The organism is Mesorhizobium sp. M8A.F.Ca.ET.057.01.1.1, assembly GCF_003952565.1.
GTDB lineage: Bacteria > Pseudomonadota > Alphaproteobacteria > Rhizobiales > Rhizobiaceae > Mesorhizobium.
The window spans coordinates 4552138-4573801 of the sequence record NZ_CP034454.1 but is presented as its reverse complement, the minus strand read 5'-3'; the positions used below and the strand labels follow the sequence as shown (position 1 = coordinate 4573801).

The 21664-nt window shown below is 62.5% G+C and carries 15 protein-coding genes and 1 pseudogene; 9 read left to right on the top strand and 7 right to left on the bottom strand.

Features of this window, described 5'->3' with window-relative positions:
* From EJ077_RS21880 to EJ077_RS21870, 3 genes and pseudogenes are all read left to right on the top strand, one after another.
* Positions 1 to 1629, top strand: a complete 1629-nt coding sequence (locus tag EJ077_RS21880; protein WP_208696173.1) for an alpha-D-glucose phosphate-specific phosphoglucomutase — start codon at positions 1 to 3, stop codon at positions 1627 to 1629.
* Between the two features lie 196 nt (positions 1630 to 1825).
* Positions 1826 to 3823 (top strand): glycogen debranching protein GlgX, encoded by a 1998-nt coding sequence (gene glgX, locus EJ077_RS21875; protein ID WP_208696171.1) that lies wholly within the window; start codon positions 1826 to 1828, stop codon positions 3821 to 3823.
* Positions 3823 to 5456 (top strand): annotated as a pseudogene (locus EJ077_RS21870) (alpha-glucosidase family protein). The gene glgX and the pseudogene EJ077_RS21870 overlap by 1 nt, the downstream one beginning before the upstream one ends.
* Before the next feature lie 28 nt (positions 5457 to 5484).
* Here EJ077_RS21870 and EJ077_RS21865 read toward each other — a convergent pair.
* Both EJ077_RS21865 and EJ077_RS21860 read right to left on the bottom strand, forming a co-directional pair.
* The gene (locus EJ077_RS21865) at positions 5485 to 7254 is read right to left on the bottom strand and encodes a TadG family pilus assembly protein (RefSeq protein ID WP_208696169.1); all 1770 of its coding nucleotides are present in this window, start codon (positions 7252 to 7254) and stop codon (positions 5485 to 5487) included.
* Positions 7255 to 7701: a TadE/TadG family type IV pilus assembly protein gene (locus EJ077_RS21860; RefSeq protein WP_208696167.1), complete on the bottom strand. Its 447-nt coding sequence runs from the start codon at positions 7699 to 7701 to the stop codon at positions 7255 to 7257. It abuts the gene before it with no gap.
* Positions 7702 to 7984: 283 nt separating this feature from the next.
* Here EJ077_RS21860 and EJ077_RS21855 point away from each other — a divergent pair, with 283 nt between their 5' ends.
* The 4 genes from EJ077_RS21855 (at position 7985) to EJ077_RS21840 (ending at position 13431) form a co-directional block, all read left to right on the top strand.
* Positions 7985 to 9577, top strand: coding sequence for a peptide ABC transporter substrate-binding protein (locus EJ077_RS21855; RefSeq protein ID WP_127871310.1), 1593 nt, complete (start codon positions 7985 to 7987; stop codon positions 9575 to 9577).
* Positions 9578 to 9741: 164 nt separating this feature from the next.
* Entirely contained in the window at positions 9742 to 10665 is a 924-nt protein-coding gene (locus EJ077_RS21850; protein WP_208696165.1) for an ABC transporter permease subunit, read from the top strand.
* Entirely contained in the window at positions 10658 to 11779 is a 1122-nt protein-coding gene (locus EJ077_RS21845) for an ABC transporter permease (RefSeq protein ID WP_208696163.1), read from the top strand. The genes EJ077_RS21850 and EJ077_RS21845 overlap by 8 nt, the downstream gene beginning before the upstream one ends.
* Positions 11780 to 11811: 32 nt before the next feature.
* A complete protein-coding gene (locus tag EJ077_RS21840; protein WP_208696161.1) occupies positions 11812 to 13431 on the top strand; it encodes an ABC transporter ATP-binding protein in 1620 nt (539 codons plus the stop codon).
* A 28-nt stretch (positions 13432 to 13459) separates the two neighbouring features.
* Here the strand turns inward: EJ077_RS21840 and EJ077_RS21835 are convergent, their stop codons facing one another.
* From EJ077_RS21835 to EJ077_RS21815, 5 genes are all read right to left on the bottom strand, one after another.
* Positions 13460 to 13804, bottom strand: coding sequence for a hypothetical protein (locus EJ077_RS21835; RefSeq protein ID WP_208696159.1), 345 nt, complete (start codon positions 13802 to 13804; stop codon positions 13460 to 13462).
* Between the two features lie 156 nt (positions 13805 to 13960).
* Positions 13961 to 14392 carry a hypothetical protein gene (locus tag EJ077_RS21830; protein WP_245458505.1) on the bottom strand — a complete coding sequence of 144 codons (432 nt, stop codon included), beginning with the start codon at positions 14390 to 14392 and terminating at the stop codon, positions 13961 to 13963.
* A complete protein-coding gene (locus tag EJ077_RS21825) occupies positions 14389 to 14619 on the bottom strand; it encodes a hypothetical protein (RefSeq protein WP_245458504.1) in 231 nt (76 codons plus the stop codon). Before EJ077_RS21825 ends, EJ077_RS21830 begins: the two co-directional genes overlap by 4 nt.
* 587 nt (positions 14620 to 15206) lie before the next feature.
* Entirely contained in the window at positions 15207 to 15497 is a 291-nt protein-coding gene (locus EJ077_RS21820) for a hypothetical protein (RefSeq protein ID WP_208696157.1), read from the bottom strand.
* Positions 15498 to 16270: 773 nt separating this feature from the next.
* Entirely contained in the window at positions 16271 to 17551 is a 1281-nt protein-coding gene (locus EJ077_RS21815) for a tyrosine-type recombinase/integrase (RefSeq protein ID WP_245458503.1), read from the bottom strand.
* Between the two features lie 608 nt (positions 17552 to 18159).
* Here EJ077_RS21815 and EJ077_RS21810 point away from each other — a divergent pair.
* Together EJ077_RS21810 and EJ077_RS21805 are read left to right on the top strand one after the other, a co-directional pair.
* Entirely contained in the window at positions 18160 to 19350 is a 1191-nt protein-coding gene (locus tag EJ077_RS21810) for a DUF932 domain-containing protein (protein ID WP_208696153.1), read from the top strand.
* 168 nt (positions 19351 to 19518) lie between these two features.
* Positions 19519 to 21615: a ParB/RepB/Spo0J family partition protein gene (locus EJ077_RS21805; protein WP_208696151.1), complete on the top strand. Its 2097-nt coding sequence runs from the start codon at positions 19519 to 19521 to the stop codon at positions 21613 to 21615.
* Positions 21616 to 21664: the final 49 nt, after the last annotated feature.

Sequence of the window (21664 nt, the reverse complement as noted above, 5' to 3'; positions counted from 1 at the left end):
ATGATACGCACCGTCCCCACCAAGCCCTATTCCGACCAGAAGCCCGGCACGTCGGGACTGCGCAAGAAGGTGCAAGTGTTCCAGCAGGAGCACTATGCCGAGAATTTCATCCAGTCGATCTTCGATGCGCTCGACGGATTTGCCGGCAAGACCCTGGTGATCGGCGGCGATGGCCGCTTTTACAACCGCGAGGTCATCCAGAAGGCCATTGCCATGGCCGCCGCCAACGGCTTCGGCAAGGTGATGGTCGGGCAGGGCGGCATATTGTCGACGCCGGCGGCCTCGCATGTCATCCGCAAATACAAGACCTTCGGTGGCATCATCCTGTCGGCCAGCCACAATCCCGGCGGCCCGCATGAGGATTTTGGCATCAAGTACAATGCCGGCAATGGCGGCCCGGCGCCGGAAAAGCTGACCGACGCCATCTTTGCCAAGACCAAGGCGATTTCGAGCTTCAAGATCGCCGACATCGATCCAATCGACATCGATACGGTCGGGACCGTAAAGGCCGGCGGCATGACCGTCGAGATCATCGATCCGGTCAGCGACTATGCCGAGCTGATGGAGAGCCTGTTCGATTTCGACGCGTTGCGCAAACTGTTCAAGTCGGGCTTTCGCATGCGCTTCGACGCCATGCATGCGGTGACCGGACCCTACGCCAAGGAAATCCTCGAACACCGGCTAGGCGCACCGAACGGCACCTGTCGCAATTTCAAGCCGCTGCCCGATTTCGGCGGCCATCACCCCGATCCCAACCTTGTCCATGCCAAGCACCTGTATGATGAGATGATGGGACCGGACGCGCCGGATTTCGGCGCCGCCTCCGATGGCGACGGCGACCGCAATTTGATCATCGGCAAGGGCATTTTTGTCACCCCGTCGGATTCGGTCGCCATGCTCGCCGCCAATGCCCGCCTGGCGCCCGGCTACAAGGACGGGCTGAAGGGCATCGCCCGCTCCATGCCGACCAGCGGTGCCGCCGACCGCGTCGCCCACAAGCTCGGCATCGGCATCTACGAAACGCCGACCGGCTGGAAGTTCTTCGGCAATCTGCTCGACGCCGGCATGGCGACGATCTGCGGTGAGGAAAGTGCCGGCACCGGCTCCAACCATGTCCGCGAAAAGGACGGTCTGTGGGCGGTACTCCTATGGCTCAACATCCTCGCCGCGCGCGGCGAAAGCTGCAAGCAGATCGTCACCGAGCACTGGGCGGCCTATGGGCGCAATTACTATTCGCGGCATGACTATGAGGAGGTCGAGAGCGACCGCGCCAATGCGCTGGTCGACGAACTCAGGGCCAAGCTCGGCTCGCTGCCCGGCACCAGCGTGCGCGGCCTGAAGATCGCCAATGCCGACGATTTTGCCTATCACGACCCGGTCGACGGCTCGACCAGCGAGCACCAGGGCATAAGGGTGCTGTTCGAAGGCGGCTCGCGCGTCGTCTTCCGACTCTCCGGCACCGGCACCTCGGGCGCGACTCTGCGCGTCTATATCGAGCGCTACGAGCCGGACAAGTCGAGGCACGATCTCGACACGCAGGAGGCGCTCGCCGATCTCATCGCCGCCGCCGATGACATTGCCGGGATCAAGAGCCACACCGGCCGCGACAAACCCAGCGTGATTACTTGAGGGCGGGAAGGCGCGAATCCCCCTTCTCCCCTTGTGGGAGAAGGTATCGCCGAAGGCGACGGATGAGGGGTGCTCCAGCTTGGCGCAAACCGGCGCCCGGGACACCGATGCCTCATTCCTTCCAACACCCCTCATCCGTCTCGGCGCTGCGCGCCGATCCACCTTCTCCCACAAGGGGAGAAGGGAAGGCGCTCTCGTGAACAATTTCGGCGCCGCCATCACTTCCGAAGGCATCCGCTTCGCCGCCTGGTCGTCGTCGGCGCGGCGGCTCTGGGTGTCGATCTTCGATGAAACCGGCGACCACGAAATCGAGCGGCTTGAACTCCAGCCGGAAGGCGAGGGTGTTTACGCCCTGTTCGTCGCGGGTCTCGCCGCCGGCACCCGCTACGGCTTTCGGGCCGATGGCGACTATGCACCCGAGCGTGGGCTGTGGTTCGACCCCGACAAGCTGCTGACCGATCCTTATGCCGTCGAAATCGACCGGCCCTATGCCTATCACTGGCGGCTCGCCGCGCGGCGCAATGAGGGCGCCGACACCGCGTCGCTGATGCCCAAGACCGTGGCCAAGGCCTTGCCCGCGGCTCCGCCGATCCTGCCGCCGCTGTTTCGTCCGGGCGGCCTGATCTACGAACTGAATGTCCGCGCCTTCACCAAGCTCCACCCGGATGTGCCGCAAGAACAGCGCGGCACGATCGCCGCACTTGCCCATCCGGCCGTCATCGAGCATCTGCAAAGCCTCGGCGTCGCCGCCGTCGAATTGATGCCGGTGACGGCGTCGATCGACGAGCGGCATCTGCCGCCGCTGGGCTTGAGCAACGCCTGGGGCTACAATCCCGTCACCTTCATGGCGCTCGACCCTCGCCTCGCACCCGGCGGCCTGACGGAATTACAGGACACGGTCGCTGCGCTGCGCCGGGTTGGCATCGGCACCGTTCTCGACCTCGTCTTCAATCATACCGGCGAAAGCGACAGGCTGGGGCCGACGCTCTCGCTGCGCGGCCTCGACAACCAGGCCTACTATCGGCACCGGCCGGATGGCGGGCTGGTCAATGACACCGGCACCGGCAACACGATCGCTTGCGACCATCCGGTGGTGCGCGAAATGGTGCTCGACACGCTCCGTCATTTCGTGCGCCGGGCTGGCGTCGACGGTTTCCGGTTCGATCTGGGTCCGGTGTTGGGCCGGGTCGATGGTCTGTTCGATCCGGAAGCGCCACTGCTCCGGGCCATTGCCCATGATCCGGTGCTCTGCGACCGCGTGCTGATCGCCGAGCCTTGGGATATCGGGGCAAACGGCTATCAACTGGGCAATTTCCGGCCGCCGTTCCTCGAGTGGAACGATCGCTACCGCGACGATGTCAGACGCTTCTGGCGCGGCGATGCCGGCATGGTCGGCACTCTCGCCACGCGCCTTGCCGGTTCGTCGGACGTGTTCAACAGGGCAGGGGAGCCGGCAAGCCGCAGCGTAAACTTCATCGCCGCCCATGACGGCATGACGCTGGCCGACATCGTCGCCTACGAGAGCAAACACAACGCAGCCAATGGCGAGCAGAACCGTGACGGCCACAACGACAACCTGTCCTGGAACAATGGCGCCGAGGGCGATGTGGACGATGCGGCGATCATGAAGGCGCGCTTCGACGACCAACGCGCACTGCTTGCCACGCTGTTCGCCTCGCGCGGCACCATCATGCTGACGGCAGGCGACGAGTTCGGCAGAACGCAGAAAGGCAACAACAATGCCTATGCGCAGGACAATGCGACAACCTGGCTTGACTGGGCAGGCCGCGATCAGGCGCTGGAGCGTTACGCGTCGGGGCTTGCAGCACTTCGCCAGGCGGTGCCGGCACTGTCGGACACACGTTTCCTTGCTGGAGAACCTGTCGAGGCTTCAAGCGTTCCCGACGTCGCCTGGCTGACCGAGACGGGTGAGCCGCTTGCAGAGACCGACTGGAACGACTCCAGCCGGCATCGCCTTGTCATACTGCTTGGCGGCGAGGATGGCAGGCTTGCCGTCATGATCAATGGTGACCGCCGCCAATGCGTCTTCACCTTGCCGGCGCGAGATGGCTTCCAGTGGCGCCCGGCAATCGAGACACAGGCGACCGACCTCTTGCGCCCGCTGCCGGGCCGCAGCGTCAATTTAATGATCGAGGGCCGGACCGGAAACGGTGGCGCCGGGAAGGGTTCGTAATGGCCGACGACAATGCTAGGCAGGAAGCCGAGTGGTGGCGAGGCTGCGTCATCTATCAGGTCTATCCGCGCTCTTTCCAGGACACCACCGGCGATGGCAGCGGCGATCTCAGAGGTATTACGGCGAGGCTCGCCCATATCGCCTCGCTCGGCGTCGACGCCGTCTGGCTGTCGCCCTTTTTCAAGTCGCCGATGGCCGACATGGGCTATGACGTATCGGACTACCGCGACGTCGACCCGATGTTCGGCACATTGGCGGATTTCGACGCGCTGGTCGCCGAAGCGCATCGGCTCGGCCTGAAAATCATCATCGACCAGGTGCTGTCGCATTCATCCGACAAGCATGAATGGTTCATCGAAAGCCGCGCCAGCCGCGACAACGCCAAGGCCAACTGGTACGTCTGGGCCGACGCCAGGCCCGACGGCGGCGCGCCCAACAATTGGCTGTCGGTCTTCGGGGGACCATCCTGGGAGTGGGACGCGACCCGTAGGCAATATTACATGCACAATTTCCTCGCCTCGCAGCCGGACCTCAATTTCCACAACCCGGAAGTTCAGGAGGCGTTGCTGGACACGGTGCGGTTCTGGCTGGAGCGCGGTGTCGACGGCTTCCGGCTCGACACGGTCAATTACTACGTCCACGACCGCTGGCTGCGCAGCAATCCGCCCTTGGCTTCGAGCGTTGCCGGCACCAACACGGAAACCAACACCTACCTCTTTCAGGAGCATCTGTTCGACAAGACGCAGCCCGAAAACCTGGCGTTCCTCAGGCAGTTCCGTGCGCTGCTCGACGAATATGGCGACCGCGCCGCCGTGGGCGAGATCGGCGATGAAGGCCGCTCTCTGCAGACGCTCGCCGCCTACACCTCAGGCCGCGACAAGCTTCAGATGAGCTACACGTTCGACCTGCTCGGTTCGCAATTTTCGGCGGCGCATGTGCGTGGCTGCGTCGAGGCCTTTGAGAATGCGGTTGCCGACGGCTGGGTCTGCTGGGCCTTCTCCAACCATGACGTGGTGCGCCATGTCAGCCGCTGGACGCGGCCGGATGGCGATCCCGATCGGGTGGCCAAATTCTCGATCATGCTGCTCGCCTGCCTGCGCGGCTCGATCTGCCTCTATCAGGGTGAAGAACTCGGCCTTGAGGAAGCGGAGCTTGCCTATGAGGATTTGCGCGATCCCGTCGGCATCCGTTTCTGGCCCGGCGTGAAGGGCAGGGACGGCTGCCGCACGCCGATGGCCTGGGAGGTCGAGGCCGACAATGCGGGCTTTTCCACTGCAAAACCATGGCTGCCTGTGCCGGCAAGCCATCGGGCCCGTGCGGCGGATGTGCAGAATGGCGAGGAGCAATCGGTGCTGTCGGTCTACCGCTCCACGCTTGCCTTACGCAGACAGCACCCGGCAATGGTCGGTGGTTCGATCCGTTTTCTCGACGCTGAGGCAGACATGCTCGCCTTCATCCGCGAGGTAGAGGGGAGAGGCTGCTCTGTGTCTTCAATTTCGCCGGGGAACCGGCGACTTGGCCCTTGCTGCCTGATGTCGGAACTGTCACGGCTGTCCTGGGCGGCACCGCGGCTGTGGAGGAAAACGCGCTCTCGCTGCCGGCTCTCGGTTGCTTCCTCGGTCGGCTCGACTGATCGGCGCTTCGGTTGTGGCCAAGCGGTCCTACTGAACCAGCACCGCGCGTCCGCAGGTCGCACCGGTGACGCGCACGTCGGCCTGGCCGACACCGACCCCCAGGGCTGACAGCACATTGTAGAGCAAGTCGTCGACGGGCGCCGTTACGGTGTTGAGCAGGGCCACCACTGCTGGTTTGACCGTTCCAAGCAGGGCGGTCAGATCGATGCCCAAACCAAGCGCATTGACCGAAAGCGACAGGTTGTTGACCAGCGACGTGGTGAGCGACTGCGAGATGTTTCGCGTCGAAACGGTCTTGATCGTCTTGTTGGCGATGTCGTTCGCGTTGAAGGTCAAGGTCTGCGGGCTGTTGTTGGTGATCGCGGTCGCGGCCGAACCCATCACCTGGATCAGCGGGATGTTGATCAGCAGGAGCTTCAGACTCACATCCGCGATCTCGGCGTCGGTGAAGGTCTGCGGCTGGCTGAAATCGGCGAAACCGGACGGGTTGTTGCTGTTGGCCAGGTTCAATTGCGCAATGCCGGGGTGCGCGGCGATGGAGACATTGATGCTGGACGGCCCTGTCGGACAGCTTATGTCTGTCAGCTTGGCCTCGGCATAGGCGACTTCCACATTGAGCGGCAGATTGACGGCAAGCAGGCTGATGCCTCCGGCCAGGCCCGGCGTGCCGATACCGACGGAGGCCGTCAGCTTGATGCGCGTCTGGGCGGTCCGCACGACAGTGCCGATGCCATCGATGGCCAGCCAGGGCGAGGATTGCATCGGCTCCCCAATGGCGATGCTGAGCTTGGTGGAGAGCAGCCCCGGGATGGTGGCGCCGAGATCGATCGCGGCCTGGTTGGTGCCGTTGGCGAGTACGGCGGCGGCCGTCAGCATCCCCATGGCGCTTGCGTCTACGCCAAGGCCGGACGGCTGCTGCCCAAGGCCCAGGCTGCCGACGGAACCAAGGTCGACAAGATTGCTGAGTGGGATCTTGACGGTGCTGGTCGACTTGGAGGCGATGGTCTGCAAGGCGACCTTGGCGGTATTGCCGAGGCCAGGAACATTGGCCATGGCAGTAGCGATCTGGCCGACGGTCGCCTTCGAGGCCAAAACGTCGGAATAGGTGCCGGCCGTGATGTTCAGTTGTGTGCCGAGCGCACTGACGAAGGAAAGCACGCTTACGTCGGCCGAGATCAGTCCGTTGTAATCCATGACGCTGAGCGAGATGTTGCCGCCGAGAAGTCCGCTCAAAAGTGCGTTGAGGATGCCGCCGTTGACGCTGAGCAATCTCGACCCGACCGAGAATGTCGCCTGCGGCGTCATGCTGGCGGTGGCTTGGGTGCCGATGACGGGAGTGGGGATCAGCGAACTTGCGAAATAGCGCTTGGGGATCTTCGCCAAAGTGACCCGGACGGCATTGTAAGGCGTCACGCCCGCCTGGAAGCGCTGGCTGACATTTGCGGTCGATGAGGCATACCGGCCTTGCGTAACCGTCACCACCGTCTTCCCGGCGGCCGCCGGGATGGTCTGTCCCGAGCCTTGAACGACGACACCCGGCATGCCGTTGTCGGTGAGCGTGGTGACGACTGCTGTGTTGACGTTGCTGATGTTCGAGGCGGCGGTGATCGCTGCCAGGTCGACCATCGCCTGGGCTTCCCGGCGCTCGGTGTAGATGGAGGCCTCGTCTATCGCCACCGCGGCCAGGGCCAACGCGACCGGCGCACTCAATGCGGTCATGACGGCGAAGTTCGCCTTCCTGTCCCCCATCATCGACCACGCAAGCCGGCCGATGCCCTTGCCCGCCCGCAGTCGCATTCAGATACCCCCGACCCTGATCGTTGACTGACGCCTGATGGTCGTCCCTGGCATGGCTATGCCCGGGAACAGATTCCAGATCGGCAGGTTGCGGGCGTCGTACGAGATGGACACCACGAACTGGCTTCCGTCGGCCACGCTGTCATTGGCCTCGTAGGTCAGTTTGCTGGCGTCCACGAAGGGGTAGCCGCCGGCGTTGTTGGCGAGGTAGCTGGCCACGAGCGTCTGGCGCTCGGTCTGGTTCACCCCGGCGATAGCCGTCCGGGCGGCGTCGGCGGCAATTTGCTGGATCGAATTGGCGGCGCCAAAATAGATGCCATACGCAACCATCCCGAGCAAAAGAAGCATGAAGAGCGGCGACAGCAGGGCGAACTCGACCGCTGAAGTTCCCGAACTGTCTGTTCGGAACCGGCGCCTTCGGGCCTTGGAAATGAGGTTGTGAACCATGGCTCCAGCATGCCCAAGTTCGCATGCAGAAAGCGAAAACTCTAGGCGCAACCAAAGGATGTGCTCGATTGAAAAAGACTCTCTAATTTAGTCGTTGCTTCTGCAATAATGAGGCTTGACTTAAGGTCAATCAGTACTCGGTTGAAAAGAGCTGACCTCCTGTCTAGTCTCCTGCCACCAGCCGCCGGAGGGAACCGGCGGCGCGCTCAAAGGAGCCAGACATCGGTTCCGGGGCGTCAACACGTAAAGGCGCGCCGATGGCAGCGCCGACAGGGAGAACTTCATGCTGAAAAATATGCTGAAGGCGACGGTGTTCGCCACGACCATGACCTTGGCTGCCGGTACGTTCTTGACGCCAGCCTTCGCCGAGACCGTCTATAACAGGGGCACCGCCGCTGAATCCGAATCGGTCGACCCACACAAGACCTCGACGGTCTATGAAGCCAACGTGCTGCGTGACCTGTTCCAGGGACTGGTCATGCAGGATGAGAAGGCCAACCTCATTCCGGGCGCCGCCGAAAGCTGGACGGTATCGGATGACGGCACGGTCTATACCTTCAAGCTGCGCAAGGACGGCATGTGGTCGGATGGCAGCCCGGTGACGGCGGACGACTTCGTCTATGCCTTCCATAGGCTGGAGGATCCGGCGACCGGCGCGGAATACGCCTCGATGCTGTATCCGGTGAAGGGCGCGGAGGACGTCAACACCAAGAAGGGCAAGCCGGAGGACATGGGCGTCAAGGCGATCGACGCCAACACCCTGGAAGTGTCCCTGAAGGCGCCGACGCCGTACTTCCTGGAGATGCTGACCCATCAGGCGACCTATCCGGTCAGCAAGGCCTCGATTGAAAAGCTCGGCGCCGACTGGATCAAGCCCGGCAAACTGGTTTCGAACGGCGCCTATACGCTGGCTGAGTGGGTTCCCAACGACCACATGAAACTGGTCAAGAATCCGAAATTCTGGGACGCCGCGACCGTCAAATTCGACGTCGTCAACTACATCCCGACCGAGGATCGTTCGTCGGCGATGAAGCGCTTCGAGGCCGGCGAACTCGACAGCTATGACGATCTGCCGACCGAACAGCTGGCCGACCTCAAGACCAAGTTCGGCGACCAGATTCACGTCGGACCGTATCTCGGCACCTACTACTATGCGATCAAGACCGACAAGGCCCCGTGGAACAATCCAGAGCTGCGCAACGCCATCTCGATGGCGATCGACCGTGACTTCATCGCTGAAAAGGTCTGGCAGAACTCGATGCTGCCCGGCTATTCGATGGTGCCTCCCGGCATCGAGGGCTACACGCCCGCAATGGCCAAATACGCCGACATGCCGCAGATCGACCGCGAGGACGCCGCCAAGAAGATCCTCGAGAAGCTTGGCTACACGCCCGAGCATCCGCTGAAGATGGAGATCCGCTACAACACCTCGGAAAACCACAAGAACACCGCTGTGGCGATCCAGGAACAGTTGAAGCCGCTTGGCGTCGACGTCACGTTGCTCAACACCGACACCAAGACCCACTACTCCTTCCTCGAGCAGAAGGGCGACTATGACGTGGCGCGTGCCGCCTGGATTGCCGACTACAAGGATCCGGAAACCTTCCTCGGCATCACGCGCAAGGCCAGCGGCAACAACTATTCGAACTACAACAGCCCGCAATACGAAGCGGCGATGGACAAGGCCGCGGCCGCCGGCGGCAAGCCCGAAGAGCGCATGAAAGACCTCTCCGCGGCCGAGCGCATCCTCATCGACGATGTCGGCCAGATCCCGCTTCTCTACTACAGCTACCACGATATCGTTTCCTCGAAGCTGCATGGCTTCGTCGACAATGTGATGGATGTGCATCCGTCGCGCTTCGTCAGCAAGGACTGATCCCTGGCCAAGCCGCCGCGCAACCGAATGCGCGGCGGCGCTGGTTTGCCATCGCATCGGCCCCGGAAGCGGAATCGATTTTCGGAAAGTTCGGTGCGAAGATTTGAAAGCTGGAGCGCAATCGTCCAAGGGGACGGGCGTGCTTTGGATCAAGCGGGGCACCGATGCTGCGATACGTATTCCGGCGGCTTTTGACCGCCATCCCGACGCTGTTCGTCATCGTGACGATGGCGTTCTTCCTGATGCGCGTCGCGCCAGGCGGTCCATTCAACCAGGAGCGGGGTCTGAGCCCCGAGATCAAGGCCAATCTTGAAGCCCAGTTCGGCCTCAACGATCCGCTCTGGCTGCAATATGTCCACTATCTCGGCAATCTGCTGCGCGGCAATTTCGGCCCGAGCTACAACATGCCGGATTTCACCGTCACCGAACTGTTTGCCAAGGGCCTGCCCATTTCCGTCCAGCTCGGTGCCTCGGCGCTGATCCTGGCGCTGTTGCTCGGCAGCGTGCTCGGCACCATTGCCGCGCTTAACCAGAACAAGCTTGGCGACTATATGGTGATCGCTCTGGCGACCGCCGGCAGCACCATCCCGACCTTCGTCATCGCGCCGGTGATCCAGCTCCTGTTCGGGCTGACCTGGAGGCTGTTGCCGATCGGCGGCTGGGGCGACGGCGCCTTCATAAACAAGGTCGGCCCGGTGCTGACGCTTGCCTTGCCGCAGATCGCCATCGTTGCCCGCCTGATGCGCGGCTCGATGATCGAATCGCTGCGATCCCATCATATCCGAACGGCGCGCGCGCTCGGCCTCTCCGACTGGTCGGTGGTGGTCAAGCACGCGCTGCGCGGCGCCATCCTGCCGATCGTCTCCTTCACCGGCCCGGCTGCGGCGGCACTGCTGACCGGCTCGGTCATCGTCGAGACGATCTTCTCCATTCCCGGAGTCGGCCGCTATTTCGTCGATGCCGCGCTCAACCGCGATTACACGCTGGTGATGGGAACGGTGGTGGTGATCGCCATTTTCACCATCGTCTTCAACCTGATCGTCGACGTCATGTACGCGGTCGTCGACCCGAGGGTGCGCTATGACTGACATCACAGCCACGGCTCCCGCCATCGTTGGTCGCTCGCTTTGGGGCGATGCCTGGGCGCGCCTCAAGGCTAACCGCGCCGCCATGTTCAGCCTCTATTACCTCGTTCTGATCGGTGTCGTCAGCGTCTTTGGCCCCTGGTTCGTGCCGCATCAATACACGACCATCTACGCCGACTATGTGCGCATGCCGCCAAGTTTGTCGGCCTACCCGAAACCCGAAATGATCGAGACGGCGCTTACCGAAGCGATCAAACGCATGCGGGTCGACATCAAGGAGTGGCACCAGGAGGGGAGCCAGGTCTTCGTCACGGTCAAGTCGACCAAGCCGATCGACGACCGCAACATCCGCTACCTCGACCGTTCCGATGCCTTCGACGACACCAAGATCGAGAGCAAGTCGCCCGACGGCCTCGAAGTGACGATGAGCGCATCGGTCAAGCAGCAGTATTTCCTGTTCGGAACCGACAACACTGGCCGTGATCTGTTGTCGCGCACGCTGATGGCCGGGCGCATCTCGCTTGCCATCGGCCTGCTCGCCGGCATCGTTGCGGTGGTGATTGGTGTGATCTATGGCGCCGCCGCCGGCTTTTCCGGCGGCAAGGTCGACGAGGTGATGATGCGCATCGTCGACGTGCTCTATTCCTTGCCGTTCATCTTCTTCGTCATCATGCTGGTGGTGTTCTTCGGCCGCAACTTCGTGCTGATGTTCCTGGCGGTCGGTGCCGTGCTGTGGCTCGACATGGCGCGCATCGTGCGCGGGCAGGCGCTGTCGATCCGCCGGCAGGAATATGTCCAGGCGGCGGAAGCCATGGGCATCGGCCAGCGCGGCATCCTGCTGCGCCACGTCATCCCCAACCTGCTTGGCCCCGTTGTGATCTACATGACGCTGCTGGTGCCGCAGGTCATCATCCTGGAGAGCTTCCTGTCGTTCCTCGGCCTCGGCATCCAGGAGCCGATGACCAGTTGGGGCGTGCTGATCTCGGTCGGCGCCAAAAACATCGGCACCGCCAACTGGCTGCTCCTGTTTCCCGCCTTCTTCCTCGTCTCCACGCTGTTCGCCCTGAACTTCGTCGGCGACGGCCTGCGCGACGCGCTCGACCCAAGGGATCGATAAAATGGGGATCGATAAAAATGGGGATCGCTGACATGGCCACTCCCGAAACGATCCTCAGCGTCAAGGACCTGCGCGTGCGCTTCCGCACGCTCGACGGTGCCGTCGAAGCGGTCAAGGGCATCAACATCCACGTCAATGCGGGCGAAACCGTCGCAGTCGTTGGCGAGTCCGGCTCCGGCAAGAGCCAGACGATGATGGCCGCGATGAGCCTGTTGGCCTCCAACGGCGAAGCGTCGGGCCATGTCGACTATCGCGGCCGCAACTTGCTCACATTGAGCAAGTCCGAGCTGAACAAGGTCCGCGGCCGCAAGATCAGCATGATCTTCCAGGAACCGATGACCTCGCTCGATCCGCTTTATTCGATCGGCAACCAACTGATCGAGCCGATCCGCAGGCATCGCGGCTTGAGCGCCGCCGAAGCGCGTGAAGAGGCGCTCAAGCTGTTGCGGCTGGTGCATATTCCCGATCCGGAACGGCGGATGAAATCCTATCCGCACGAGATGTCCGGCGGCCAGCGCCAGCGCGTGATGATCGCCATGGCGCTCGCCAACGACCCCGACATCCTGATCGCCGACGAGCCGACAACGGCGCTCGACGTGACCATCCAGGCACAGATCCTGATGCTGCTCGCCGAGCTGCAGCGCAAGCTCGGCATGGCGATCGTCTTCATCACCCACGACCTCGGCATCGTGCGGCGCTTCGCCGACCGGGTCTATGTCATGCGCCAGGGGGAGGTCGTCGAGGAAGGCGCGGCGGAAGCGATCTTCGCCAACCCGCAGCATGCCTATACCAAGATGCTGCTGGCGGCCGAGCCGACGGGGACCAAGGCACCTCCGCCCGCCAAGGCGCCCGTGGTGCTCGAAGGCAGGAATGTCGAAGTCACGTTCAGGATCGGCGGCGGGTTCCTGGCCGGCGAACCGCTAATGCTGCGGGCTGTCGATCACATCTCGATCCGCTTGCAACGCAACCAGACCATCGGCATCGTCGGCGAATCCGGATCGGGCAAATCGACGCTCGGCCGCGCCTTGCTGCGGCTGTTGCCGAGCGATGGGCTCATTCGGTTCGGCGATCGCGACATTTCCACGGCCGACCGGCAGCAGATGCGGCCGCTGCGGCGCCAGATGCAGCTCGTCTTCCAGGATCCTTTCGGTTCGCTGTCGCCACGCATGACCGTCGGCCAGGTCATCACCGAAGGGCTGCTGGTGCATGAGCCGAACCTTTCGGGAAAGCAGCGCGACCAGCGCGCGGTCGAGGCGCTGCGCGAAGTCGGCCTCGACCCCAACGCCCGCAACCGCTATCCGCACGAATTTTCCGGCGGACAACGGCAACGCATCGCCATTGCCCGCGCCATGATCCTGAAGCCGAAGATGGTCGTGCTGGACGAGCCGACCTCGGCGCTCGACCGCTCGGTGCAGAAACAGATCGTGGAACTCCTGCGCAAACTCCAGGCCGACCACGAACTGTCTTACCTGTTCATCAGCCACGATCTCGCGGTGGTGCGCGCCATGGCCGACTACATCATCGTCATGAAGCAGGGCAAGATCGTCGAGGAGGGGCCGACCGACGCCATCTTCAGCAACCCGCAAGCGCCTTATACGCAGACGCTGATGAATGCCGCGATCGACGTCACGCGGTTCCGGTTGAGCGCGTGATAAGCCGCTGCAGGTGACGCCTCTTCGCTCAGCCGGCCGAACTCCCGCACTTTCGTGCGCGCACGGCGACAGCGGCATCCTGCTGTTGCTTCAACCGGTTGATCCTGGCCGTTTCACGGTTGGCGACCGCCGTCTTCACGCGCGATCCGCCAAGCAGCCAGCGCGGCACGCTGGTGTTGGCGACCTTGCCGCGGGTGATCGCGGTTTGGGAGATGTCGCTCGCGCTGCTTCCCACGGCGCTGTTAAGCTCCGTGCAGCTCATGCTCTCGTATTTGGCCGGATCGGCCGTCCTGCCGATCGATGCGCATCCGGCAACAAGAAGCATGGCAGCCAGAAGAACCGGTGCCGACCCTGTTGTTGAGATCAAATTCATGTCCGCGTCCAGTTCGCCGTGTTGCCGGCCCCCTTCATATTCATAGGTCAAACTAGCGCGGATGCCCTTTTCGTCAAAATTTGACCGGCCGGCCAGCTCTGCACTGGTTACCGGCCCGTCTCAATGTCGTCGAAAATTCTTACGCTGCTTCGGCGGTCAATCCGGGCATGGGGCACAACCGCCGCCGAGCACCATTTGGGCAATGTCGGCCGCGTTGTCATCGACATGCGCCGTCACCAGCACAATCCCTTCACCGACGCTGCGGCGCTCGGGCCTTCTGGCGGCCTCGACCAAGGCTCCGAGCAAGCCCCCGAGGGCGCAGCCGCAGAACGTGCCTGTCAGGGCCATCGCCGACAGGCCGGTTGCGAAAGGATTGATGCCGTAAACAGCAAAAGCGCCCAGGCTCGCCAACAGCCCGGCGGCGGCGCCAAGCATGACGGCCGGAGACTTCAGGACACCGATTTCGTCGTGATAGGGCCCGATAATGGCGATCTGTACGCGCGGAACCCCGGCCGCCAAAAGGTTGCCGGCGATCCGGGCTGCTTCGGGATGGGATTCAAAAAGCCTGCTGATTGTTGGCATGGTCATTCGGGGCGTGTCGTGTCCGTCAGCGCGTCGGTAACGAAGGAGGCGGCGATCAAGTCGTCGCCATCGATCCGGCCTTGACCGTCCTCCATTACTGCCGCGACCTTTTGGAAGGTCTTGATTTCGCCCTCGGTGATCCGCGCGTCGCGCATCCTGCTCCTGAGGTCTGCCACGCGCAGCTGCAAGGCATCGGATCTTGCATTGTCACGATTCGAGATTGTGCTGGTCATCTATTTCCGTTTCGTCTTTTGATGGTCCTCGCGCCCAATCAACCGAACTTGGGGCGCGGGCAAACGTTCCCGGGTCGGGCTTCGGTCTGGCAAGGCACGGGACTTAAGTCTTGCACCAGGACGCAATGGTCTTGCCGGTCGCGGAGCCCGGAACGGCCGCTGTTTGCCACCGATTGTCCGCTAGCAGATTGTGGGGAGGAAGCCGATGGAGAAGAGTGTTGACCAGGCGCGCTGGTTGCTCGCACCGATCTTCGCGATGGCCATCACTTTCATGGTGGCTGGAGTAGTCCTCGGCTAACCCCTCGCACATCGGCGCAGTCCAGTCCCTTCCTGCGCTGACAGGGTTCGCTCGCCGCTTCCAAGTGGCGAGCGAACCCTGGATTTGGCACCAACCCAGGCTAGACTGGCCAACGTCGGGAAAAGTTCCCTGATCCGAGCCGAGCTTCCATGATTTGCTATCCAATGGTGATGAGGTATTCAGGATTGGGGCGCTCCCCCTGCGCCGCCTGGATTTCGACCGCGCGTAGCGTGCCGGGAAAGTCATCTGGTGGCCAGGCTTGATCGAGGGCCGGGCCACCAGTCGGCGATCAGTAACCGCCGTTTTCGATCACGACCGGGTGGTGGTGACGGTGGGTGGAGATGGAGCCGGTGACGACAACGGCATCCCGATGATGCCAATAATGATGCCGGCGGCCATGGTCGTAGAACGCAATCGTTCCGTGGTGACGGTGATGGAGCCGCTGGCCTTCCTCGTTGATGATCCTGACGTGGTTGTGATGTCGATGATGGGTCGTGATGACAACGTCAGCCTCGGCGGCCGAAGCCAAAGCGGGCAATCCCACTGAAAGCGCCAAAGCGCACATGATCATTGTTTTCACTGCAGTTTCTCCATTGCCTTGATTAGCCCTTCGTTGGATACAACTGCTGCTGATCCCTTTGGTTCCGGGCTTTCGCGGACAGCCGGGACGTGCGGCAAATCGAAGGGCGGCTAGGGCGTCACTTGGCCCGGGGATGGAAAAAACCTGCCACTGCCTCTGCTATCCTCATGCCACGGATAATGGCGGCATCGCGTTCTCCACGGTTGCACTCGGGTTGCGGAACATTAGGAAGGCCTAACAGTTCTATCTCCGCGGCAGGCATCACAATTGAGGTCTGCTGAAGATCAGTCGGCAAAGGCTGATCGGCCCGCGTCCTCCGCCAGAGGCGCGGGCTCATCAGGCAACAGGAGAGACATCATGAACAACATCATTTGGCTCGTCGGAGCGGTGGTCATCGTCATAGCGATATTGAGCTTTTTCGGCCTCCGCTAGGCGACGTGCGCCGTGCCCCTGTCGGAGTGTGATCCGTGGCAGCGACGCCGCGAACGCCCCGTTGATTGACCGCTACGATGCAGGAACCTCGTTGCTCATGCGTCGTGAGAGGGAATGGAGTCGTGTCCGTTCCCCTGCTGGGGGAAAAGGCATCAGCCTGGACCAGGCCCTATCAGGTGAATATCGGATGGCGCCAAAGTCGGGATGCGCTAACACATTGTTTTTCTGGTCGGAGTGGCAGGATTTGAACCTGCGACCCCCTCGTCCCGAACGGGCGGGTTAGGCAGCAAAAGCCCGGATTTCCGCCATTTCTGGTGTCGTCTGAAGGCCAATGTTCACGTTTATTTCCGGTATATCTGTGGGGTAACTGTGGGGTAGCTGGAAATGTTCTCCTTCTGTGCCGCGAGCGTGCTGACTGTCGTTTTGGGCAGGTTTCGCACCCGTGACTTCGAGACGATTGCCTCAGCGGCCTGGGCCTGAAAATCGGGGTGATGATGGCCATAAGTCTGAATGAGCACTTGAACGCTCATACCGAGGTATCCGGCCGCTGCCCAGGGATCGGAACCGCGCTGCATCAGCCAGGTCGCGGCCGTGTGGCGGAAAACGTGCGGGGTGATGTCTGTGCGGAAGACGCGCCGGGCGCTGCCGTGCGGTGTCGCAACCTCCTCATACCAGCCAAGTCCGGCTGCCTCGACCACCGAGCGGAAGGCCTTCTTTATCGACTGCACCGGTTTGCCGTTCCACTCGACCACGTAGTCATGGGCGATCATTCGGCCAATGCTGGCGCTTTTTCCGCGGCCCTTGGTCTTGATCTCCAGCGGTGTGCTCGCCCATCGGCGCACATGTGCCAGGAGGCGATCAGGCAGCCTGACGGGCGGTTGACGCTTCTTGGTCTCGCGGCGACCGCTGGCACGGCGGTAGAAAACGCCGCGTTCGGTGTCGACATGTCCCGCACCTTCCGTCCGCCGGACGGCCGCGCCGCAGATCGCGGCCGAGCGCGTGCCGGTGTAGAGAGCGACCAGGATGAAGCGCGCGACGTGGCGTGCGGTGCGACGATCGCTCGGCCTACCCTTCCATGACTGGCGCATGTGCCACGCGGCGCGAAGCAGGGCGGCTGCCTCATCGCGGGTCAGCCAGCGGTCGCGCGGTGCTGCCTTCGCGGGCAGCACAATTGCCGGCGCAGAAGTTATATAGCCTTCGCGATGATAATGGTTCAGCGCCGCTCTCAAATCCTCCAACTGACGCCTGGCGGCAGCGCCCTTGCCGTGTGCCTTGGCGTAATCGCGACACATCTTGCCATCGATGTCGCCGATTTTTTTGTCGCCGAACCACGTTAGAACAACGATCAGCCGTTCGGCGGTTTCCTTCGGCTTGGCGTGCGAGGGCGCGACGTCGGTAAGGTATACGCTTACGGCGTCTGCTATCGAGACCGTGGCGGGATCACGACCGCGCTCGCGGGCCGGTCGGTATTTTTCGGTAATGTGACTGGCGAGCCGCTTTTCAGCGCGTTCGCGGTCGCCAGTGCCGCCGCAAGCGCTGAGGAAGGTTGCGCCGTCGCGGATGAACCAGCCGGCTGCGTTGCGGAGCTTTCCGTCCACCCTTCTGCTTTCGGCGCGCCACACAAGGCGCGCCCCTTTCGACGTCCGCGGCATAGTTCTCTCATTTCTGCGATCGCTGCCAAAGTGACGTATTCCTTGCCAGCAATCAACTCTGTCTGAAGACGGCCAGCATCTCGTTCTTTTCGTAGACCTGCCGCACCCATAGAGCCGTCCGGAAAGGCGATTTCGGCAGCTATGTTAATTCGTAAGGGCGTACGGTCGTCCAACTGCTCTGAAATGCTCATTGCTTGCCTTTCGGGAGACATTGGAGAACAAGCTGATCGTCATCGCATAAGGCTTACTTAGGCGATCATCCGGTTGGAATGTACGGATCCAAGGGCGATGTGTGAATGACATCAAGTCTATTCTGCGGTGATTGGGACACTCTGGCGTAGAAATCGGCGGTTCACACACTAACCATCGTCAATCTCAGATCGGATGAGTATTCGCTCGAATGTGAATATCTCGGCTGCGTCGCAGCAAAAAAGTTGAGTCGGCGACAAGGGACTCTCGAAGGAGCGCGAATATTGCGGCCCGACATCCTGAGACAAGAGAGTGAGAGTTTGGATGAGCTTCCGTGACGGGCTGATAGCTGGGAGAGTGGCTCCCGGCGCCCGTCATGGAGACGACCCATGACACAAGTTCTGGACGCCACCCGGGATCGTTCGGGCGGATATAAGGTGGATGTGAGCCGCGGCGAGCGGATTGGCCGCGTATCCTCGGAATGGTTTTCCCGGCCGGCCGATGAGCGCTACCTGTCTTTGTCGGAGCTATTCGCCGCGGTGCAAATCCGGACGGAGCGCAGCCGGACGAGGACGGTGGAGAGCGCTGCTATTCGGGTGGAGGCAAGCCGAGACGATGCCGAACGCTTATCGCTGGTGCTGCCAGGCAAGGACACGCCCATTATCCCGACCCATTGGAGCTTCGGCCAACTCGCGAGCCTCGTTGGCGCCCCGACGGCCTATCTGCGCCAGCTTCCAGCACCGCTCGCCGGGATTAATTTGCAGTACGGCCTGGCGTCCCACCGCGCCGAGCAGGTGAAGACGCTCGAGACCGAGGATGGTCGCATCGAGCTGCGCGCGGTCACCGGCCCGGACTACGGCCGCATCTTCGACCATGAACTCGTCGCCGCCGTGCAGCGTATCGCCGGCAACGGCACCGGCGACACCCGGTGGAAAGTGCCCGGCGTACTTGAATGGTCCACCCGCGTCTACCATCCTCACGTCGACGTCACGAAGGACACTACGACGCTCTATGCCTCCGACCGAGACGTCTTCCTTTTTCTGGTCGACGACCTCAACCCGATCGAGGCTGGGCGGCTCCCGGATGGCTCGCCCGATGTCTATTTCCGCGGCTTCTACTGTTGGAACTCGGAGGTCGGCGCCAAGACGCTCGGCATAGCGAGCTTCTACCTCCGCGCCATCTGCCAGAACCGCAATCTCTGGGGTGTTGAAGATTTCGAGGAGATTACCATCCGCCATTCGAAATACGCTGCATCGCGTTTCGCGCACGAGGCCGCACCGGCGCTTGCACGTTTCGCCAACTCCTCGTCAGTGCCCTTCGTCAACGGCATCAAGGCGGCGCGGGAGCGGATCGTCGCCCGCACCGATGAGGACCGCAGCGACTTCCTGCGCAAGCGCGGCTTCTCCAAAGCCGAGGCGGCGAAGATCATTGAGACGGTGCTGGCCGAGGAAGGGCGTAAGCCTGAAAGCGTGTTCGACTTCGTGCAGGGCATCACGGCGGTAGCGCGCGACAAGGCTCATCAGGATGCTCGGCTCGATCTGGAGGCGCGGGCGAAGAAACTGCTCGACCGAGCGGCGTGAGTTTCGGGTGCCGGAGATGCCAATGCAGTCTCCAGCTTCGTGGCTTTGCGTCCTTCTTCTTCGTGGTTCCGCGGCGCCGCCTCAAGAGTCAGAGGGCGGCGCTGCGCTTCGTGACGGGTTGGAGGCCGAGAGAGTGGCTTTCGGCCGCCCGTCGCGGAGTACATCCTGATGGCTTCCAATGCCAAGAAGATCACCCTATCGCCCTCGCGCGACATTCCTTTCAACAAGCTCTTGCTCAGCCAGGCGAATGTCCGGCGCGTGAAGGCCGGCATATCGATCGAGGAACTCGCCGAGGACATTGTCCGCCGTGGACTGCTGCAAGGCCTCAGCGTGCGACCGGTCAAAGACGAAGCCGGTGTCGAAACCGGCATGTTCGAGATTCCGGCCGGCGGCCGGCGTTATCGTGCATTGGAGCTGCTAGTGAGCCAAAAGCGGCTCGCCAAGACAGCGCCGGTCCCCTGCGTCGTGCGCGAGGAAGGCATTGCCGAAGAGGACTCTCTGGCGGAAAACGTCCAGCGAGCACCCTTGCACCCCCTCGATCAGTTCCGCGCCTTTCTCGCCCTGCGAGAGAAGGGCCAGTCGAAGGAGGAAATCGCTGCTACCTTCTTCGTCTCGGTCAGTGTCGTCAAGCAGCGCTTGAAGCTGGCCTCGGTGTCGCCGTCGCTGCTTGAAACCTACGCGGAGGACGGCCTGACACTCGATCAACTGATGGCGTTCACCGTCTCCGGCGACCACGAACGCCAGCAGCAGGTGTTCGAGCGCATGAAGGCCTCCCATGACAAGCAGCCCTATGCCATCCGCCGTATGCTGACCGAGGGCGCGGTGCGTGCGTCTGACAAGCGGGTGCAGTTCATCGGCATAGAAGCGTACCGCGATGCCGGAGGCATAGTCATGCGCGACCTGTTCCAGGGGGATGATGGCGGCTGGCTGCAGGACGTCCTGCTGGTAGATCGGCTGGTCGCCGATAAGCTGGAACGTGAGGCGGAGGCGGTTCTCGGCGAAGGCTGGAAGTGGATCGAGGTCGCGCCCGACTTCGCCTACGGCCACACCTTCGGGCTCCGCCAACTTCGCGACGAGCCGATGCCGCTTTCGGCTGAGGAGGTGACGACGCGCGAGGCCTTGCAGGCCGAGTTCGATCGTCTGTCCGAGCAATATGACAGCGTGGAGGACCTTCCGGACGAGATCGATCAACGTCTCGCTGAATTGGAGACTGGCCTCGAATCCTTCGAGGCCCGGCCAATCGCCTTCGACCCAGCCGATATTGCCCGCGCCGGCGCCTTTATCAGCATCGCTCCTGACGGTTGTCTGCGCGTCGAGCGCGGCCATGTGCGTCCTGAAGACGAACTACCGGTCGATACACAGACGGCCGAAGGCGGAAACGAGCCTCTCACGGCTGGGGCGATTCATGATGACGACAGCGTCAGGATAGATAGCGAGCCGCTGGCCGAGCCCGAGGACAATGAAGGGCTTTCGCGTATCTCGGACCGGCTCATGACGGAGCTGACGGCACATCGCACGCTTGGCTTGCGCCAGGCGCTCGGCGAACGGCCTCACATCGCCTTCCTCGCAGCGTTGCACGCGCTCGCGCTGAAGATCTTCTACCAATACGGATCAGAAAGCTGCCTGGAACTGGATCTGAAGAGCATTAGCTTCGGCGCCCAAGCTCAAGGGTTGAACGACAGCATCTGTGGTCAGGCGATCCGCGTCCGACACGACGACTGGGCCAAGGCATTGCCGAAGGAAGCGGCGGACCTGTGGGACGCGCTTCGGGACTGGGATCGCGATCGCCAGACCGCGCTGTTCGCTCACATCGTCAGTCTGTCGGTGAACGCCGTGCATGAAGCGTGGAACCGGCGGCCACGTGCGCTCGCCCATGCCGACCGGCTGGCGCAGGCCCTCGAGCTCGACATGGCGGCGGCCGGCTGGCGGCCGGCTGTGGACAACTTCCTTGGCCGCGTCACGAAGGCCCGCATTCTCCAGGCGGTCACCGAAGCGAAAGGACAGCAGGCTGCTGACCGGTTGGTGCATCTGAAGAAGGGCGACATGGCAAGTGAGGCGGAAATGCTGATCGCCGACGCCGGCTGGCTCCCCGAACCTCTGCGCACGCCGGGGCACCGGGAAGCAGAAGTCGAGGAAACGCAAGCGTCGGAACCCGGGGTCGAACCGACGGCGGAGAACGACGGCGAAACGTCCATGGGCGAAGCCGACCGCTTCGCCCAAAATGACGAAGCCGACAAAGCACTTCACACGATCGCGGCTGAATGAGCGGCGGAAAGTCCTCATCTGGCCCGCCGGCGACGGCGGGCCTTTCCCC

Coding starts and splice junctions, on each gene's coding strand:
- EJ077_RS21880 (WP_208696173.1), top strand. CDS start 1: ATGATACGCACCGTCCCCACCAAGCCCTATTCCGACCAGAAGCCCGGC.
- EJ077_RS21865 (WP_208696169.1), bottom strand. CDS start 7,254: ATGCGACTGCGGGCGGGCAAGGGCATCGGCCGGCTTGCGTGGTCGATG.
- EJ077_RS21860 (WP_208696167.1), bottom strand. CDS start 7,701: ATGGTTCACAACCTCATTTCCAAGGCCCGAAGGCGCCGGTTCCGAACA.
- EJ077_RS21855 (WP_127871310.1), top strand. CDS start 7,985: ATGCTGAAAAATATGCTGAAGGCGACGGTGTTCGCCACGACCATGACC.
- EJ077_RS21850 (WP_208696165.1), top strand. CDS start 9,742: ATGCTGCGATACGTATTCCGGCGGCTTTTGACCGCCATCCCGACGCTG.
- EJ077_RS21845 (WP_208696163.1), top strand. CDS start 10,658: ATGACTGACATCACAGCCACGGCTCCCGCCATCGTTGGTCGCTCGCTT.
- EJ077_RS21840 (WP_208696161.1), top strand. CDS start 11,812: ATGGCCACTCCCGAAACGATCCTCAGCGTCAAGGACCTGCGCGTGCGC.
- EJ077_RS21835 (WP_208696159.1), bottom strand. CDS start 13,804: ATGAATTTGATCTCAACAACAGGGTCGGCACCGGTTCTTCTGGCTGCC.
- EJ077_RS21830 (WP_245458505.1), bottom strand. CDS start 14,392: ATGACCATGCCAACAATCAGCAGGCTTTTTGAATCCCATCCCGAAGCA.
- EJ077_RS21825 (WP_245458504.1), bottom strand. CDS start 14,619: ATGACCAGCACAATCTCGAATCGTGACAATGCAAGATCCGATGCCTTG.
- EJ077_RS21810 (WP_208696153.1), top strand. CDS start 18,160: ATGACACAAGTTCTGGACGCCACCCGGGATCGTTCGGGCGGATATAAG.
- EJ077_RS21805 (WP_208696151.1), top strand. CDS start 19,519: ATGGCTTCCAATGCCAAGAAGATCACCCTATCGCCCTCGCGCGACATT.